This is a genomic window from Streptomyces tagetis, assembly GCF_018069565.1.
GTDB classification, from domain to species: Bacteria; Actinomycetota; Actinomycetes; order Streptomycetales; family Streptomycetaceae; genus Streptomyces; species Streptomyces tagetis.
The window spans coordinates 1-16,157 of sequence record NZ_JAGPNL010000006.1; the positions used below are offsets into that span (position 1 = coordinate 1).

Here is a 16,157-nt window from a genome sequence, read left to right on the forward strand (position 1 = left end):
GTGTTTCGGTGGTTATAGCGTAGGGGAAACGCCCGGTTACATTCCGAACCCGGAAGCTAAGCTCTACAGCGCCGATGGTACTGCAGGGGGGACCCTGTGGGAGAGTAGGACGCCGCCGAACAAATATTGGGAAGGCCCCGCACCTTTTGGTGCGGGGCCTTCTGCGTTTCCGGGACTTTTTCCCTGTGCGGTGAGGTCATCTGCCGGCGGAGGGGGCGGGGTCGTCCTCTCCGGAGGAACCCCGTCCCCGTCACAGACGGCCGGCGGCCTTCAGTTCCAGGTAGGCGTCGGCCAGCGCGGGCGCCAGCTCGTCCGGCGTCGCGTCCACGACCGTGACACCGTGGCGGCGGAGCTGGTCGGCCGTGCGCCGGCGTTCCTCCTGGGCCTGAGCGGCGGCTGCGGCCTCGTAGAGGGCGTCCGCGTCGCCCCGGGCCTCGGCCATGCGGGCCACGAGCGGGTCCGCGACCGAGGCCAGGACGACCGTATGACGCCGGGTGAGCCGGGAGAGGACCGGGAGCAGGCCCTCCTCGACCGGGGCCGTATCGAGCGACGTCAGCAGCACCACCAGGGAGCGGCGCGGAGCCGAGCGGAGGGCCGCCGCGGTCAGGCCCCGCGCGTCCGTCTCCAGCAGCTCCGGCTCCAGCGTCGCCAAGGCGTTCACCAGGGACGGAAGCACATCGTTGGCCGTACGCCCCTGGACCAGAGCGCGGACCCGCCGGTCGTACGCCAGGAGGTCCACCCGGTCCCCGGCCCGGGAGGCCAGCGCGGCGAGCAGCAGCGCGGCGTCCATGGAGGCGTCCAGACGCGGTGCGTCGCCCACCCGGCCCGCCGACGTCCGGCCGGTGTCGAGGACGAGCAGGATGTGCCGGTCGCGCTCGGGACGCCAGGTGCGTACCGCGACGGTCGAGTTCCGGGCCGTGGCCCGCCAGTCGATGGAACGGGTGTCGTCGCCCGGCACGTACTCGCGCAGGCTGTCGAACTCCGTGCCCTCGCCACGGGTGAGCACGCTGGTGCGGCCGTCCAGTTCCCGCAGCCGCGACAGCTTCGAGGGCAGGTGCTTGCGGCTGGTGAACGGCGGCAGGACCCGTACCGTCCACGGCACGAGGTGGCTGCCCTGGCGGGCGAAGAGACCCAGCGGGCCGTACGAGCGGATCGTCACCCGGGCGCTGCGGTGATCGCCGCGGCGCGTCGGCCACAGCCGTGTGGTCAGCCGACGGCGTTCGCCGGGCGGGACCGTCAGCCGGTGGCGGGAGGCCGCCGTCTCCGTCCCCGGCCGCCAACTGCTCGGCGGCCAGGCGTCCCGGAGCTGGGCGCGGAGCCGGCGGCGCGACGGATTGGCCACCGTCAACGTGACGTCGGCGGTGTCGCCCAGACGTGTGGAGGTGTCGCCGGACCGCGTCAGTCCCAGGCTCCGTACCGGCGCGGCCAGGGCGAAGTCGCAGGCGCACGCCACGGCCAGCGGGGCGTTCACCGCGAGAATGCCCGTCCAGCTCGGGTCCCAGATGCCGACGGGGACGGAGCCCAGGGCCGCCAGGAGCGCGGCGCGACCGGTGAACGCCATCAGCGCGGGACGGGGACGTGGGCGAGGATGGCGTTGATCACGGAGTCCGTGGTGACGCCCTCCATCTCGGCCTCGGGGCGGAGCTGGACGCGGTGACGGAGCGTCGGCAGCGCCAGTGCCTTCACGTCGTCGGGCGTCACGTAGTCACGGCCCGTCAGCCAGGCCCACGCGCGGGCCGTCGAGAGCAGTGCCGTGGCGCCGCGCGGGGACACCCCGAGAGTGAGCGACGGCGACTCGCGGGTGGAGCGGCAGATGTCCACCACGTAGGCAGTGATCTCCGGGGACACGGTGGTCTTGGCGACCTCGGCGCGGGCCGCCTCCAGGTCGGCGGCACTGGCGACGGGGCGTACGCCGGCGGCCCTCAGGTCGCGCGGGTTGAACCCCGCGGCGTGCCGGGTGAGGACGTCGATCTCGTCCTCGCGGGAGGGCAGCGGGACGGTGAGCTTGAGCAGGAAGCGGTCGAGCTGGGCTTCCGGCAGGGGGTAGGTGCCCTCGTACTCCACCGGGTTCTGGGTCGCCGCGACGAGGAACGGCTCGGGGAGCGGGCGAGGGGTGCCGTCGACGGTGACCTGGCGCTCCTCCATGGCTTCGAGGAGGGACGACTGCGTCTTCGGCGGGGTGCGGTTGATCTCGTCGGCGAGGAGCAGGTTGGTGAAGACCGGGCCGGGCTGGAAGGAGAACTCGGCGCTGCGGGTGTCGTAGACCAGGGAGCCGGTGACGTCGCTCGGCATCAGGTCGGGGGTGAACTGGACGCGCTTGGTGTCGAGTTCGACGGCGGCGGCGAGGGCGCGGACCAGGAGGGTCTTGGCGACGCCGGGGACGCCTTCGAGGAGCACGTGACCGCGGCACAGGAGGGCGACGACGAGACCGGTGACGGCGGCGTCCTGGCCGACCACGGCCTTGGCGATCTCGGCGCGCAGGGCCTCCAGGGAGGCGCGGGCGTTGCCCGGGACCCCGGTGTGCCCGGCGTTGTCAGTGGTCGGGTCCATCATGGACGGCGTACCTCTCTTTCGAGGGCGTCGAGTCGGTCGGTGAGTGCGACGAGAGCCGCGTCGTCGCTCGGCGTCGGGCCGAACAGGAGGGTGTGCAGGGACTGTTCTCCGTCACCGTGGAAATGGGCGGAGAGCGCGGGGAGCAGGGCCTCGGGCGCGTGCGCCTGGGAGACGGGGACGCCGACGAGGGGAGCGAGGCGGGTGCGGGTGGCGGAGCGGAGGGCGGAGGCGGCGCGGTCGCGGGCGTTCGCCTTGCGGTAGAGGCGGGCGCGGCCTTCGACGGCCTCGGAGGCGCGGACCGCGACGGGGAGGTTCTCGGGCACCAGGGGGCCGAGCCGGCGTGCCCGCCACAGGGCGGCGAGGCCGGCGGCGACGAAGAGCTGGAGGGTGCCCCAGAGCCAGCCGGAGGGGAGCAGGTCGAAGAAGCCGCGTTCGTCCTGGGGGGCGGAGGCGTCGGACAGCGAGGGGAGGTACCAGACCAGATGCGGCCGGGAACCGAGGAGTTGGAGGGCGAGCGAGGCGTTGCCGTGCTCGGCGAGGCGGTTGTTGCGCAGGATGTCGGAGGCGCCGAGTACGACGGTGTCGCCGCCGGGGGTCTCCGTTCCGCCCGTCGCGGCCTCGGGGATGCGCAGGAGGGTGGCGAGCCGCCGGCTGCGGTAGCAGGCGTCGGCGTCCGCGTCGGTGGTGCTGTAGCGCAGACCGCCGGTGGCGGCGGACCCCGCGCGCCGGGCGGCGGGCAGGTCGCAGCCGGGGGAGAGGGTCGATGTGTGGCTGAGGGCCGGGTCGGCGGTGACGCCCGGGGCCAGCAGTTCCACGGAGGGGCCGCCCGGCGCCACGAGGACGGTGCGCCCGCCCGCCCCGGCCGTCGCGGACCGCAGTGCGGTCTGCTGACGCTCCGTCAGCAGGTCGGGTATGGCCACCAGGACGGTGGTGTCGGGGCCGGCCGCGGACCGGGCGTCGTCCAAGGTGGTGACCACACGGGTGTCCACCCCGCGGTCGGCGAGGAGTTCGGCGACGGCCCGGCTGCCGTAGGGGTCGGCGGAGCGCGGGTCGAGTTCGCCGTGCCGGACGTCGGAGCGGACCGCGGCGATCACGACGGCGCCGGCGAGCAGCAGGACGAGGGCGAGCGTGACGCCCCGCGCGCGGCTCCACAGCCGGCGGACCGTGGGCGAGGCCGAGGTGGTGGGCGGGGTGGCCTCGGTGGTCATCCGGCGGCTCCCCGGGACGTGGTGAGGTCGGCGCCGGCGGTGGTGCCCGTCGGCTGCGGCCTGGTGCGGGCCAGCTCGCGGTCGAGGGCGGCGAGGTGCCGGTACGCCTCCTCGGAGCCGGGCCTGCCGCCGTACGTGACGTCGTCGAAGTTCCGGGCGGCGGTGCGCAGCCGGTCGCCGTGGCCGGGCAGGGCGCGGCCGGCTTCCGTGGCGGCCTCGTCGGCGGTGCGGCCGGGCCGGACGTCGAGCAGGGCGCGTTCCTCCAGGGCGCGGACGAGGGCGCGCATCCGTTCCTGGACGGCCTGGCTCCAGTGGCCCTGGGCGGCGTGCGCCTCGGCGGCGGCGCGGTGGTCGGCGGCGCTGCGGGGCCGCTCGTCGAAGAGGGCGGACGCGGAGACGGGCCGGCCGTGCGGAGTGCCCAGGCGCCACCAGAGGGCGCCCAGTACCGCGAGGACGGCCACGATGACGACGACCAGGCCCACGGTCCCGCCGGGGGTCGCGCCGGAGGCGACGCTGAACAGGTCGTCGAGCCACTCCCAGAAGGCGGTCAGCGCCCGCTGTATCCAGCTCGGCTCGTTCTCGTGGTACATCCGTTTGGCCAGCTCGCGCCGGGCCGCCTCCCGCGCGGGGTCGCGCGGGAGGGTCACGGGCGGTTCGTCGCCCGATCGCGCCGACGCGAGTACGGAGACGTCGGCGGCGTGCCGCGTCACCCGTATGGCGGTGCGTGACAGCACCTCCGTGAGCACTCCCCCCGCCGTGCTCACCGCATCAGCTCCCCGGGACGGTGCCGGGGGCGCCGGCGCCGGGGGTCTGGACGCCGGCGGCACGGGCCAGTTCGAGGTCGAGGGCCTCGCGGCGGATGCGCTGGTCGATGTAGAGGAGCACGGTGACGCCCGCCGTGATCGGGAGCGTGATCGTGGAGCCGATCACCGAACCGATGCCGCTGATGACGAGGAAGGTCCAGCCGAGGCCGCCGGTGCCCTCCGCGAAGTCGCCGAAGCCGTCGCCGGCGCCCAGGCCGGCCACGAGGGTGAAGGGGATGAGGACGACCACGCTGACGGCGGCCGCGATCAGCATGGCGACGACCTGGATGCCGAGCACTCGCCACCAGGAGCCGTCCACCAGCTTGCCGGAGCGGCGCAGCGCCTTCACGATCCCCTGCTTCTCCAGCATCAGCGCCGGGGAGGCCAGGGAGAGGCGGACCATGAGCCGCACCGCGTAGACGGCGGCGCCCAGAAAGCCGAGGACGGTCAGGGCGATCCCGGCCCCGTTGCTGCCCGCGAAGAAGGTGACGAGGAAACCGGGAAGCATGCCGGCCAGGAGGACACCGAACACCATGACCATCATCAGCAGGATCAGGCCGAGGAGCCGTGGCACCTGCGGGCGGGCGTCGCGCCACGCCTCGCGGGTGGTCACCGAGGTGCCGAGGACGGCCCGGCTGGTCACGGTGGTCAGCAGGGCGGTGGCCACGACGGTGCCGATGAGGGTGACGACGAAGAGGAGCGCCGAACCGAGCATGGCGCCGAGGAAGGCGTCGGCCACCTCGCTCGCCGAGGCGTTGCGGTCGCCGAGGGACCCGGCGCCGACGCTGTCCAGGAAGAAGCCCTGGAACAGGACGGCGACGACCTCCGTGAGGACCGCGATGGTCAGCGAGATGCCGAGGACGGTGCGCCAGTGGGCGCGCATGGTGGAGACCGCGCCGTCCAGTATCTCGCCCAGGCCCAGTGGACGGAGGGGGATCACGCCGGGCTTGGCCGCGGGCGGGGGCCCGCCCCAGCCGCCTCCCCAGCCACCGGGGCCTCCCCAGCCTCCGGGAGCGCCGTAACCGCCGCCATAGCCGCCGTGGCCGCCCCAGCCGCCGCTGGGGGGCGGGGCCGCCTGCCAACCGGGGTGGGGTGCCTGGCCGGGGGCCGTGGGCGCGGACCACTGGGCGGGGGGCGGCTGCTCGTCGGACCACTTCGGTCCGGCGTGCGCCTGGTCCGGGCCCGGAGCGCCGGCGGGCTGATCGGTGCCGGGAAGGCCGGCGGGACCGGACGCGCCGGGCTCCCGCCCGTCGGACGGGGCGGGTCCGGGCGATGCCCAGCCCGGAGTGTCGTTCATCGTCGCTCCTTCACGGTGCCCGTCCGCGGTCGCGGTGGCGTTACCGCAGCCATCGTGCCATGGGGTGGACCGGCACGGACCTGGTGCGGTGCGGCCCGCGCACCTTCAGGGCGCCGCCCGGCAGGGGGCAGACTGGCCGCATGGCTGATCAGTACGCGCGAACCGGCGAAGACCGGTGCCCGAGCGGCATCCCCGTCCTGCGCTGGGAGGAACTGCCCGGGGGCCCCGCGCTGGTCCTGCTGGACCAGACCCGGCTGCCGGCCGAGGAGGCCGAGCTGGTGTGTCCCGACCCGTCCGCCCTGGTGGAGGCGGTCCGGTCGCTCGCCGTGCGCGGGGCACCGCTGCTCGGCATCGCGGGAGCCTACGGGGTCGCGCTCGCCGCCGCACGCGGTTTCGCCGTGGAGGAGGCGGCGGCGGAGCTGGCCGGGGCCCGCCCCACCGCGGTGAACCTCGCCGTCGGCGTGCGCCGCGCCCACACCGCCTACCGGGACGCCCTCGCGGAGAGCGGCGACCCGGGGCGGGCCGCCGCCGCGGCGCTCACCGCGGCGCGGGCCCTGCACCGGGAGGACGCCGAGGCCAGCGCCCGGATGGCCGGGCACGGGCTGGCGCTCCTGGACGAGCTGCTGCCCGGCGGCGGGCACCGCATCCTGACCCACTGCAACACCGGGGCGCTGGTGTCGGGCGGGGAGGGCACGGCGTTCGCCGTGGCGCTCGCCGCGCACCGGGCGGGGCGGCTGCGGCGGCTCTGGGTGGACGAAACGCGTCCGTTGCTGCAAGGTGCTCGCCTGACGGCCTATGAGGCGTCCCGCCACGACATGGCGTATACCTTGCTCACCGACAACGCGGCCGGTTCGCTGTTCGCGGCCGGTGCGGTGGACGCCGTGCTGATCGGTGCGGACCGCGTCGCGGCCGACGGTTCGGTGGCGAACAAGGTGGGGAGCTATCCGCTCGCGGTACTCGCGCGGTACCACCATGTTCCGTTCATCGTGGTGGCGCCGGTGACGACGGTGGACCCCGGCACACCGGACGGGGGTTCCATCGAGGTCGAACAGCGCCCCGGGTGCGAGGTGACGGAGGTCACATCACCCTGGGTGCGGAAGACGGGAGCGGGAGGTGGGATTCCGGTGGCACCGCTGGGGGCCCAGGCGTACAACCCGGCGTTCGACGTGACGCCGCCCGAACTGGTGACCGCCATTGTCACCGAGGAGGGCGCGGTCTCGCCCGTGACGGCCGAGGCCCTTGTCGAGCTGTGTGCCAGGTCACGCCAGGTCACGATGAGCTAATGGGATGATGTCGTTTATGAAGGGACGAGTCCTTGTCGTCGACGACGACACCGCACTGGCCGAGATGCTCGGCATTGTGCTGCGTGGTGAGGGTTTTGAGCCGTCTTTCGTAGCCGACGGCGACAAGGCGTTGGCGGCGTTCCGGGAGAGCAAGCCCGATCTGGTGCTGCTCGACCTGATGCTGCCCGGTCGGGACGGCATCGAGGTGTGCCGCCTGATCAGGGCGGAGTCGGGTGTGCCGATCGTGATGCTGACGGCCAAGAGCGACACGGTCGACGTCGTGGTGGGCCTGGAATCGGGCGCCGACGACTACATCGTGAAGCCGTTCAAGCCCAAGGAGCTGGTGGCCCGCATCCGTGCCCGGCTGCGCCGTTCCGAGGAGCCCGCTCCGGAGCAGCTCGCCATAGGCGACCTGGTCATCGACGTCGCGGGGCACTCCGTGAAGCGGGAGGGGCAGTCCATCGCCCTGACCCCGCTGGAGTTCGACCTGCTGGTGGCGCTGGCCCGCAAGCCGTGGCAGGTGTTCACCCGCGAGGTGCTCCTGGAGCAGGTCTGGGGCTACCGGCACGCGGCCGACACCCGGCTGGTCAATGTGCACGTCCAGCGGCTGCGCTCGAAGGTCGAGAAGGACCCGGAGAAGCCGGAGATCGTTGTGACCGTCCGCGGCGTCGGCTACAAGGCCGGACCGAGCTGACATGACCAGGGACAGCGCCGCGGCGGCGCCGGGCCGTTCCGGGCCGGGCGCCGGGCGGCCTGTCGACCCCGGGCCCTCCGGCTCGCGCTGGGAGCGCCTGCTGGAGGGCGGGCTGCTGCACGGCGGTGTCCAGGGCAGCCCCGTGCTGCGTCTCTTCATGCGCTGGGTGCGCCGCCCGCTGCTGCCCGTCATGCGGCTGTGGCGGCGCAACATCCAGCTCAAGGTCGTCGCCACCACCCTGCTGATGTCCCTGGGCGTCGTCCTGCTGCTCGGCTTCGTCGTCATCGGACAGGTCCGCAACGGACTGCTGGACGCCAAGGTGAAAGCGTCCCAGAGCCAGGCCACCGGCGGGTTCGCCGCGGCCAAGCAGAAGGCCGACGAGGCGGCGAGCACCACCACGGGCGACGACGGCGGCACGCCCGCGGACGGCCGCGCCCCGCAGAACGTCATCCAGTGGATGAGCGATCTGGTGAAATCGCTCTCCAGTGGCGGCCAGGGCGCCTTCGACGTGGTCACGCTGCCCGTGGGCGGCGACAGCGGCAGCGGGCGCGGACCGCGTGCCTCCGGCCTGGTCGATCCCTCGGCCAGCGTGCCCGAGGCGCTGCGGCAGCGGATCGACGGCAGTACGGCGGCGGCCCAGAGCTACACCCGGATCGTCTACAGCTCCGACCAGGGCTCCCAGCCCGCCCTGGTCATCGGCAAGCAGGTCAACGACCCCAACGGTGAGCCGTACCAGCTCTACTACCTCTTCCCGCTCACCCAGGAGGAGAAGTCCCTCAGCCTGGTCAAGGGCACTCTGGCGACGGCCGGGCTCTTCGTCGTCGTCCTGCTCGGGGCGATCGCCTGGCTCGTGGTGCGCCAGGTCGTCACGCCCGTGCGGATGGCGGCCGGCATCGCGGAGCGGCTCTCCGCCGGACGCCTCCAGGAACGGATGAAGGTCACCGGCGAGGACGACATCGCGCGGCTCGGCGAAGCCTTCAACAAGATGGCGCAGAACCTCCAGCTCAAGATCAACCAGTTGGAGGAGCTGTCGCGGATGCAGCGCCGCTTCGTCTCCGACGTCTCCCACGAGCTGCGGACGCCGCTGACCACCGTGCGGATGGCCGCCGACGTCATCCACGACGCGCGCGTGGACTTCGATCCGGTGACCGCGCGCTCCGCCGAACTCCTCGCCGACCAGCTCGACCGCTTCGAGACGCTCCTCGCGGACCTGCTGGAGATCAGCCGCTTCGACGCGGGCGCGGCGGCCCTGGAGGCCGACGCGATAGACCTGCGGGAGGTCGTCCGCCGGGTGGTCAGCGGCGCCGAACCGCTCGCCGAGCGCAAGGGCACGCGGATCGTCGTCATCGGCGACCAGCAGCCCGTCGTCGCCGAGGCGGACGCCCGCCGCGTCGAGCGGGTGCTGCGCAACCTCGTCGTCAACGCCGTCGAGCACGGCGAGGGCGAGGACGTCGTCGTCAAGCTCGCCGCGGCCGGCGGCGCGGTCGCCGTCGCCGTGCGCGACTACGGCGTAGGGCTCAAGCCCGGCGAGGCGACCCGGGTCTTCAGCCGGTTCTGGCGGGCGGACCCGGCCCGCGCCCGGACCACCGGCGGCACGGGCCTCGGGCTGTCGATCGCCCTGGAGGACGCGCGGCTGCACGGCGGCTGGCTCCAGGCGTGGGGCGAGCCCGGCGGCGGGTCACAGTTCCGGCTGACGCTGCCGAGGACCGCGGACGAGCCGCTGCGGGGCTCCCCGATCCCGCTGGAACCACCGGACTCCCGGCGCAACCGCGAACGCGACACCACCGACGCCCAGGACGCGGCCCCCTCCGACGGCTCCGACGCGGGACCGGCCGCGCCGGCCCGGACGGCGACCGCCGCGACGGCCACGGCGACCGGCCGGGGACCGATACCCCCGCTGACCACCGCCGAGCCCCCGACGGCCGACCCCACCGCGCTGCCCGGCAACGGCGCGCGCGTGGTGGCCCGGCCCACCGCGGGAGCGCCGCGGCCGGACGGCACGGACGGCACGGACGGCACGGACGGCACGGACGCGCCGGACGAGACGGAGGAAGCGGACGAGGCGGAGCGCCCGGATACCGGGTACCGCCCGGACACCGGGAGCCGCCCGGACGCCGGGTCCGAGGACACGCACAGGCAAGGGGAGGCATCACGTGGGCGCTGACCGCGCGGGGAGCGGCCGGCGGGCACCGGTGCGCGCGGTGACGTACGCGGTCTGCGGCGTCGTCCTGCTCGCCGGGTGCGCGTCCATGCCCGACAGCGGCGACCTGCGGGGCGTGGAGTCGACGCCGCGGCAGGACCCGCAGGTGCGGGTCTTCGCCATGCCGCCGCGCGAGGACGCCTCGCCCGTGGACATCGTGCAGGGCTTCCTGGAGGCGCTGACCAGCGACGATCCGCACTACGAGACGGCCCGGAAGTACCTGACGGCGCAGGCAGCGAAGTCCTGGCGCCCGGAACGCTCCACGGCCGTGCTCGCGGGCGCCCCCGGCACCGTCTCCGACCACTCGGGCAGCCGCGAGGAGGCGAACGACTACTCGGTCACCCTGACCGGCGCCCAGGTCGCCACGGTGGACGCCCAGCAGTCGTACGCGCCGGCGGAGGGCTCCTACCGCAAGCCGGTGCACCTCACCCGGGACGGCAAGAGCCGGCAGTGGCGGATCGACGTGCCGCCGCAGGGCGTCGTCATGGGCAAGTCGGACTTCCAGCGCAACTACCTCTCCGTCAACAAGTACTACTTCGCCGCGAACACCGTCCCGGAGACGGCGTCCGGCACCGGCAGGCGCCCGGCGGCGGTCGCCGACCCGGTGTACGTGCGCCGGCGGGTGGACTCCATGACCCAGGTGGTGCGTTCCCTGGTCGAGGGGCCGACGCGGCTGATCGGGCCGGTGGTCCGGTCGAGCTTCCCGGCCGGGACGGCTCTGGCGCAGGGTGCCGCGCCGCTGACGCCGGACGACCGCAACACGCTGACCGTGCCGCTGAACGAGCGGGCGGCGCGGGTGGGCGAGGACACGTGCGACGAGATGGCCGCCCAGCTCCTGTTCACCCTCCAGAGCCTCACGCCGGCCGTGGACGAGGTCGAGCTGCGTTCCGGCGGCACCCGGCTCTGCTCGCTCACCGACGACCGGGCCGAGGCGGTCGCCACCCGGGGGTCGGCCCAGCGGCCCGACTCCCTGTACTTCGTCGACGGGGAAGGGGGCCTGGTGCGGATCGCCGCCGGCAGCAACGGCACCCGCCCCGATCCGGTGCCCGGCCCGCTGGGCGAGGGCGAGACGGCCCTCGGCTCGGTGGCCGTCTCGCGCGACGAGCACCGGGCGGCCGGGGTCGGCGCCGACGGCAAGTCGCTGTACGTCGCCTCGCTGGAGCCGGGCGCTTCGCTCGGGGACCCGCTGCTGAGCAGCGCGGGCAAGGGTGAGGCGGACCGGCTGACGCCGCCGAGCTGGGACGCCCAGGGCGACCTGTGGATCGCCGACAGGGACCCGGGAGCGGCCCGGCTGCTGGTCTTCACGGAGGGCGCGGGAGAGCCGGCTCAGGTGCGGACGCCGGGTCTGGACGGGCGTGTCCAGGCGGTGCGGGTCGCGGCCGACGGGGTGCGGATCGCGCTGATAGTCGAGAGGGACGGCAAGCGCTCGCTGCTCATCGGGCGGATCGAACGGGAGACGCGGGACGGGGAGGAGAACCCGACGGTCACCATCCTCGAACTGCGCTCCGCGACGCCCGAGCTGGAGGAGGTCACGGCCATGTCGTGGGCCGGCGACAGCCGGCTCGTGGTGGTCGGGCGCGAGCAGGGCGGCGTCCAGCAGATCGGATACGTGCAGGTCGACGGCTCCACACCCGAGGCGTCCGTGCCCGCCGCCCTCACCGGGGTGAAGGAGATCGCCGCGACGGAGGACGAGCGGCTCCCGCTGGTCGCCTACTCGGAGGACGCCATCGTCCGGCTGCCGTCCGGGATGCAGTGGCAGAAGGTGACGGAGGGGACCGCGCCGGTCTATCCGGGGTGACGGCACGGCCGGGACGCGGTGCCGCGAAGCGGGCTGCGCCGCTGTGACCTGGGCTGTTACGCATGTGGGTGACGGCCGTCGCGCGGTGCGCCGGGTTGTCCACAGGGCGTTGTCCACAGGCCCTGCGGGATGCGGCGGAGCCGTGCACAGTGGTCGTCATGCGGGAGTGGTGGCGGGACCTCATGGACCTGGTGCTGCCGGCCGAGTGCGGAGGCTGCGGCACCACCAGGACGGTGCTGTGCGCGTCCTGCCGCGAGGCGCTGAGCGGGGCGGCGCCTCGCCGGGTGCGGCCGTCGCCGGAGCCGCCCGGACTGCCGCCGGTGCACGCGGCGGCGCCCTACGCGGACGAGGTGCGGGCCGTGCTCCTGGCCCACAAGGAGCGGGGCGCCCTGACCCTCGCGGGACCGCTCGGCACGGCCCTGGCGGGGGCGGTGCGGGCCGCACTGGGGCAGGCACGGGCGGGGCCGGGCGGTCAGACGCCGGGACGCGAGGCGGTACGGGTGCGCGCGGGGCCCGTGGTGCTCGTGCCGGTGCCGTCCGCGCGGAGGGCGGTGGCGGCACGCGGACACGACCCGGCGCGGCGGATCGCCCTCGCGGCGGCGGGCGGGCTGCGGCGGGCGGGGACACCGGCGCGGGTGCTCAGCGCCCTGCGGCAACGGCGGGCGGTGGCCGATCAGGCGGGGCTCGGCGCCCGTGAGCGCCGGCGCAACCTCGCCGGGGCGCTGGCGGTGGTGCCCGGAGCGGTCCGGTTGCTGGAGGGCGGCGGCCCGGTCGTCCTCGTCGACGACCTCATGACCACCGGGGCGACCCTGGCGGAGGCGGCGCGCGCGGTACGGGTGGCGATGCTCCCGCCCGTCCCGACGGCTCCACCGGGTGCGGCGGGGGCTGAACGCGGGGCGGCCCCGGCGACGTACGGAGGGACGTACGCAAGGGCGTCCGCAAGGGCCGGAAGGACACGCGGAAGGGGCGGATCGGCCGTGTATCCGGCGGCGGCAGGGGAAGGCAGAGAACAACGGACGAAGGGGCCGGTACGGACGGCCCCCCACGAAGGCGGTGATGCGATCCGTCGGCCGATCTACGCGGCGGTGGTCGCGTCGCCACCGGATTCCTTCGGAATAAACCGGAACTGATCGTTAACTTGCCGCGTTGCAGGTAATGAGGGAGTCAATTCACGGGAACGGAGGTACATCGCGTTAGAGGGTGACGACATCCGTCCGGGCGAGATATGTTCGGTTGAGAGGCAAAGCCGCAGGCCACACCTCGTACACCGGAATGCCGTGCTGCGGGTTTCCCCGTCATCACCCGCACCGGTGGAGTGGAGTTCTCGTCCGTTGGGGAGGAGGTGGAAGTCACCGAGTCCGAGGCTCCGGAGCACACCGGAGCCTGGTGCGAAAGGGAGACGCTCCGCCAACGAAGCGGAGCGATCCGGGAACGGAGTTCTGCGTGGACATCGTCGTCAAGGGCCGCAAGACCGAGGTGCCCGAGCGGTTCCGGAAGCACGTGGCCGAGAAGCTGAAGCTGGACAAGATCCAGAAGCTCGATGGCAAGGTGATCAGCCTCGACGTCGAGGTGTCCAAGGAGATGAATCCCCGCCAGGCCGACCGTTGCGACCGGGTGGAGATCACCCTCCGTTCGCGCGGACCGGTGATCCGGGCGGAGGCGGCGGCGAGCGACCCGTACGCGGCGCTCGACCTGGCCGCGGAGAAGCTCGACGCCCGGCTGCGCAAGCAGCACGACAAGCGCTACTCGCGGCGCGGTGCCCGCCGGATCTCGGCCGCCGAGGTCCCCCAGCACGTCCCGGACGCGGCGACCCTCAACGGGAACGGCGCTGTCGCCGCCCAGCAGGATCAGGCCGGCGTCCCGACCAGGAAGATCGGCTCGCTGGAGGTCCAGGGCGACGGTCCCCTGATCGTCCGCGAGAAGACCCACGTCGCCGCGCCCATGACCCTCGACCAGGCTCTCTACGAGATGGAGCTGGTCGGGCACGACTTCTACCTGTTCGTCGATTCGGAGACCAAGGAACCGAGTGTCGTCTACCGGCGGCACGCGTACGACTACGGGGTGATCCACCTCAGCACGGACACGATGATCACGCAGGAGCTCTCCCCCGAGGCGGGCGACGCGCTCGGCGCCTGACCACGCCGGGTGGCAGTGAAGCGGTGCCCCTGGAGCGCGTGTGCGCCCCCAGGGGCACCGGTGTGCGACGGTGCGCGAGGGCGTGCGACCCTTGCGCCGCCGTGCTCTGTCACCCCGGCGCCGGTCAGCATGGAATCATGGCGTCATCGGCCCAACCGGTGGGCCGTTGCCTTGGATTGGCGATGGCTCAGAAACGCGGGCCGCAGCCGTCAGGGGGAGGAACGATGGCCAACAGTTTCGGACCGATGCAGGACGAAGGCGTCGTCGACGGCGTCGACGGCCTGGGCCCGGACGGAGGCTCGTCCCGCAAGGAACCCATCAGGGTCCTGGTCGTGGACGACCACGCCCTCTTCCGCCGCGGTCTGGAGATCGTGCTCGCGGCCGAGGAGGACATCCAGGTCGTGGGGGAGGCCGGCGACGGCGCGGAGGCCGTGGAGAAGGCCGCCGACCTGCTGCCGGACATCATCCTCATGGACGTGCGGATGCCCCGGCGGGGCGGTATCGAAGCCTGCACCTCCATCAAGGAGGTGGCCCCCAGCGCGAAGATCATCATGCTGACGATCAGCGACGAGGAGGCCGACCTCTACGACGCGATCAAGGCGGGGGCGACCGGCTACCTCCTCAAGGAGATCTCGACGGACGAGGTGTCCGCCGCCATCCGCGCGGTCGCCGACGGCCAGTCCCAGATCAGCCCGTCCATGGCGTCGAAGCTGCTCACCGAGTTCAAGTCGATGATCCAGCGGACCGACGAACGCCGGCTCGTGCCCGCGCCACGGCTCACCGACCGCGAGCTGGAGGTGCTCAAGCTCGTCGCCACGGGGATGAACAACCGGGACATCGCCAAGGAGCTGTTCATCTCCGAGAACACCGTGAAGAACCACGTCCGCAACATCCTGGAGAAGCTCCAGCTCCACTCCCGGATGGAGGCCGTGGTCTACGCGATGCGGGAGAAGATCCTCGAAATCCACTGACCGCCCGGCGCGGGATCAGGCGAGCAGCCGGGCCAGCTCCCGGGTGAGGGGCTCCCGCAGCTCCGGTGCCTCGACCCGCTCCAGGCGCACGTTCGTGCAGGCCACCCAGCCCGCGGCCTCGACCAGGGCCTGTGCTGCCGCCGGGACCGCCTTCGCGCCCTCCAGCGTGATCTGCTTGGCGACCAGCGTGCGCCCCTCGCGCGCCGGGTCCACGCGCCCGATGAGCTGCCCGCCCGCCAGGACCGGCATCGCGTAGTAGCCGTGCACCCGCTTCTGCCGGGGCACGTACGCCTCCAGGCGGTGGGTGAAGCCGAAGAGCCGCTCGGTGCGCGCCCGCTCCCACACCAGGGAGTCGAAGGGGGACAGCAGCGTCGTACGGTGCCGCCCGCGCGGTGGCGTCGCCAGGGCCTCCGGGTCCGCCCAGGCCGGCCGCGCCCACCCCGCCACCGTCACCGGGACCAGCCCCGATTCCGCGATCACGGCGTCGACCTGCTCCCCCTTGAGCCGGTGGTAGTCGGCGATGTCGGCGCGGGTCCCCACACCCAGCGAGCGGCCCGCCAGCCGGACGAGCCGGCGCAGGCACTCGGCGTCGTCCAGGTCGTCGTGGAGCAGCGTGGCGGGCACGGCGCGCTCGGCGAGGTCGTAGACCCGCTTCCAGCCGCGGCGCTCGACGCAGACCACCTCGCCGTACATGAGGGCGCGCTCGACGGCGACCTTCGTGCCCGACCAGTCCCACCACTCGCTGGTCCGCTTCGCGCCGCCCAGCTCCGTCGCGGTGAGCGGACCCTCGGCGCGCAACTGCTCGACGACCTGGTCGTAGGCGCCGTCGGGCAGGGCGTGGTTCCAGTGCGGGCGGTCGCGGTAGGCGCGGCGGCGGAAGGCGAAGTGGGGCCACTCCTCGATGGGCAGGACGCAGGCCGCGTGGGACCAGTACTCGAAGGCGTGGGTGTCCTTCCAGTAGGCGTCCTCGACGCGCGTGCGGCCGACCGCGCCGAGGCGGGCGTACGGGATGAGTTCGTGGGAGCGGGCGAGGACCGAGATGGTGTCGAGCTGCACCGCGCCGAGGTGGCGCAGGACCCCGCGCACGCCGCCGCGGCGGTCGGGGGCGCCGAGGAAGCCCTGTGCGCGCAGCGCGATGCGGCGGGCTTCGTCGGCGGACAGTTCCAGGGCGGGGGCCGGGAGTGTCGTCATGGGTCCGCACGATAAGGGGTGGG

Annotated in this window: 13 protein-coding genes and 1 rRNA gene; 8 read left to right on the forward strand and 6 right to left on the reverse strand. The window is 73.7% G+C overall.

Annotated features, from left to right (window positions below; translation table 11 throughout):
* Window positions 1-4: 4 nt before the first annotated feature.
* Window positions 5-121, forward strand: a 5S ribosomal RNA gene (gene rrf, locus J5Y05_RS20885).
* Between the two features lie 129 nt (window positions 122-250).
* Here rrf and J5Y05_RS20890 read toward each other — a convergent pair.
* Genes J5Y05_RS20890 through J5Y05_RS20910 form a run of 5 tightly spaced genes read right to left on the reverse strand, consistent with a single transcriptional unit; the run spans window position 251 to window position 5,861 of the window.
* Entirely contained in the window at window positions 251-1,561 is a 1,311-nt protein-coding gene (locus J5Y05_RS20890; RefSeq protein WP_210874569.1) for a DUF58 domain-containing protein, read from the reverse strand.
* Window positions 1,561-2,550: an AAA family ATPase gene (locus J5Y05_RS20895; protein WP_210874570.1), complete on the reverse strand. Its 990-nt coding sequence runs from the start codon at window positions 2,548-2,550 to the stop codon at window positions 1,561-1,563. The genes J5Y05_RS20890 and J5Y05_RS20895 overlap by 1 nt, the downstream gene beginning before the upstream one ends.
* A complete protein-coding gene (locus tag J5Y05_RS20900) occupies window positions 2,550-3,761 on the reverse strand; it encodes a DUF4350 domain-containing protein (RefSeq protein WP_210874571.1) in 1,212 nt (403 codons plus the stop codon). The genes J5Y05_RS20895 and J5Y05_RS20900 overlap by 1 nt, the downstream gene beginning before the upstream one ends.
* Window positions 3,758-4,525 (reverse strand): DUF4129 domain-containing protein, encoded by a 768-nt coding sequence (locus J5Y05_RS20905; protein ID WP_210874572.1) that lies wholly within the window; start codon window positions 4,523-4,525, stop codon window positions 3,758-3,760. The genes J5Y05_RS20900 and J5Y05_RS20905 overlap by 4 nt, the downstream gene beginning before the upstream one ends.
* A 4-nt stretch (window positions 4,526-4,529) precedes the next feature.
* Window positions 4,530-5,861, reverse strand: a complete 1,332-nt coding sequence (locus J5Y05_RS20910; RefSeq protein ID WP_210874573.1) for a DUF7847 domain-containing protein — start codon at window positions 5,859-5,861, stop codon at window positions 4,530-4,532.
* A 140-nt stretch (window positions 5,862-6,001) separates the two neighbouring features.
* On the opposite strand from J5Y05_RS20910, the gene mtnA reads away from it, so the two are divergent.
* From mtnA to J5Y05_RS20945, 7 genes are all read left to right on the forward strand, one after another.
* Window positions 6,002-7,144 (forward strand): S-methyl-5-thioribose-1-phosphate isomerase, encoded by a 1,143-nt coding sequence (mtnA, locus tag J5Y05_RS20915; protein WP_210874574.1) that lies wholly within the window; start codon window positions 6,002-6,004, stop codon window positions 7,142-7,144.
* Window positions 7,145-7,148: 4 nt separating this feature from the next.
* Window positions 7,149-7,838, forward strand: a complete 690-nt coding sequence (gene mtrA, locus J5Y05_RS20920; RefSeq protein ID WP_189397631.1) for a two-component system response regulator MtrA — start codon at window positions 7,149-7,151, stop codon at window positions 7,836-7,838.
* Window position 7,839: 1 nt separating this feature from the next.
* On the forward strand, window positions 7,840-10,002 hold the full coding sequence (gene mtrB / locus J5Y05_RS20925) for an MtrAB system histidine kinase MtrB (protein WP_210874575.1): 2,163 nt from the start codon (window positions 7,840-7,842) through the stop codon (window positions 10,000-10,002).
* Complete coding sequence (locus J5Y05_RS20930; protein ID WP_210874576.1) at window positions 9,992-11,836, forward strand: LpqB family beta-propeller domain-containing protein; 1,845 nt, start codon at window positions 9,992-9,994, stop codon at window positions 11,834-11,836. The genes mtrB and J5Y05_RS20930 overlap by 11 nt, the downstream gene beginning before the upstream one ends.
* A gap of 158 nt (window positions 11,837-11,994) precedes the next feature.
* Window positions 11,995-12,966, forward strand: a complete 972-nt coding sequence (locus J5Y05_RS20935) for a ComF family protein (RefSeq protein ID WP_210874577.1) — start codon at window positions 11,995-11,997, stop codon at window positions 12,964-12,966.
* 313 nt (window positions 12,967-13,279) lie between these two features.
* Window positions 13,280-13,972, forward strand: a complete 693-nt coding sequence (hpf, locus tag J5Y05_RS20940; protein ID WP_307854017.1) for a ribosome hibernation-promoting factor, HPF/YfiA family — start codon at window positions 13,280-13,282, stop codon at window positions 13,970-13,972.
* Between the two features lie 224 nt (window positions 13,973-14,196).
* Entirely contained in the window at window positions 14,197-14,943 is a 747-nt protein-coding gene (locus J5Y05_RS20945; RefSeq protein WP_210874579.1) for a response regulator, read from the forward strand.
* A 15-nt stretch (window positions 14,944-14,958) separates the two neighbouring features.
* On the opposite strand, the gene J5Y05_RS20950 is transcribed toward J5Y05_RS20945, so the two are convergent.
* Complete coding sequence (locus J5Y05_RS20950) at window positions 14,959-16,134, reverse strand: winged helix-turn-helix domain-containing protein (RefSeq protein ID WP_210874580.1); 1,176 nt, start codon at window positions 16,132-16,134, stop codon at window positions 14,959-14,961.
* Between the last annotated feature and the right edge of the window lie 23 nt (window positions 16,135-16,157).

Coding starts and splice junctions, on each gene's coding strand:
- J5Y05_RS20890 (WP_210874569.1), bottom strand. CDS start 1,561: ATGGCGTTCACCGGTCGCGCCGCGCTCCTGGCGGCCCTGGGCTCCGTC.
- J5Y05_RS20895 (WP_210874570.1), bottom strand. CDS start 2,550: ATGGACCCGACCACTGACAACGCCGGGCACACCGGGGTCCCGGGCAAC.
- J5Y05_RS20900 (WP_210874571.1), bottom strand. CDS start 3,761: ATGACCACCGAGGCCACCCCGCCCACCACCTCGGCCTCGCCCACGGTC.
- J5Y05_RS20910 (WP_210874573.1), bottom strand. CDS start 5,861: ATGAACGACACTCCGGGCTGGGCATCGCCCGGACCCGCCCCGTCCGAC.
- mtnA (WP_210874574.1), top strand. CDS start 6,002: ATGGCTGATCAGTACGCGCGAACCGGCGAAGACCGGTGCCCGAGCGGC.
- mtrA (WP_189397631.1), top strand. CDS start 7,149: ATGATGTCGTTTATGAAGGGACGAGTCCTTGTCGTCGACGACGACACC.
- mtrB (WP_210874575.1), top strand. CDS start 7,840: ATGACCAGGGACAGCGCCGCGGCGGCGCCGGGCCGTTCCGGGCCGGGC.
- J5Y05_RS20935 (WP_210874577.1), top strand. CDS start 11,995: ATGCGGGAGTGGTGGCGGGACCTCATGGACCTGGTGCTGCCGGCCGAG.
- J5Y05_RS20945 (WP_210874579.1), top strand. CDS start 14,197: ATGGCCAACAGTTTCGGACCGATGCAGGACGAAGGCGTCGTCGACGGC.
- J5Y05_RS20950 (WP_210874580.1), bottom strand. CDS start 16,134: ATGACGACACTCCCGGCCCCCGCCCTGGAACTGTCCGCCGACGAAGCC.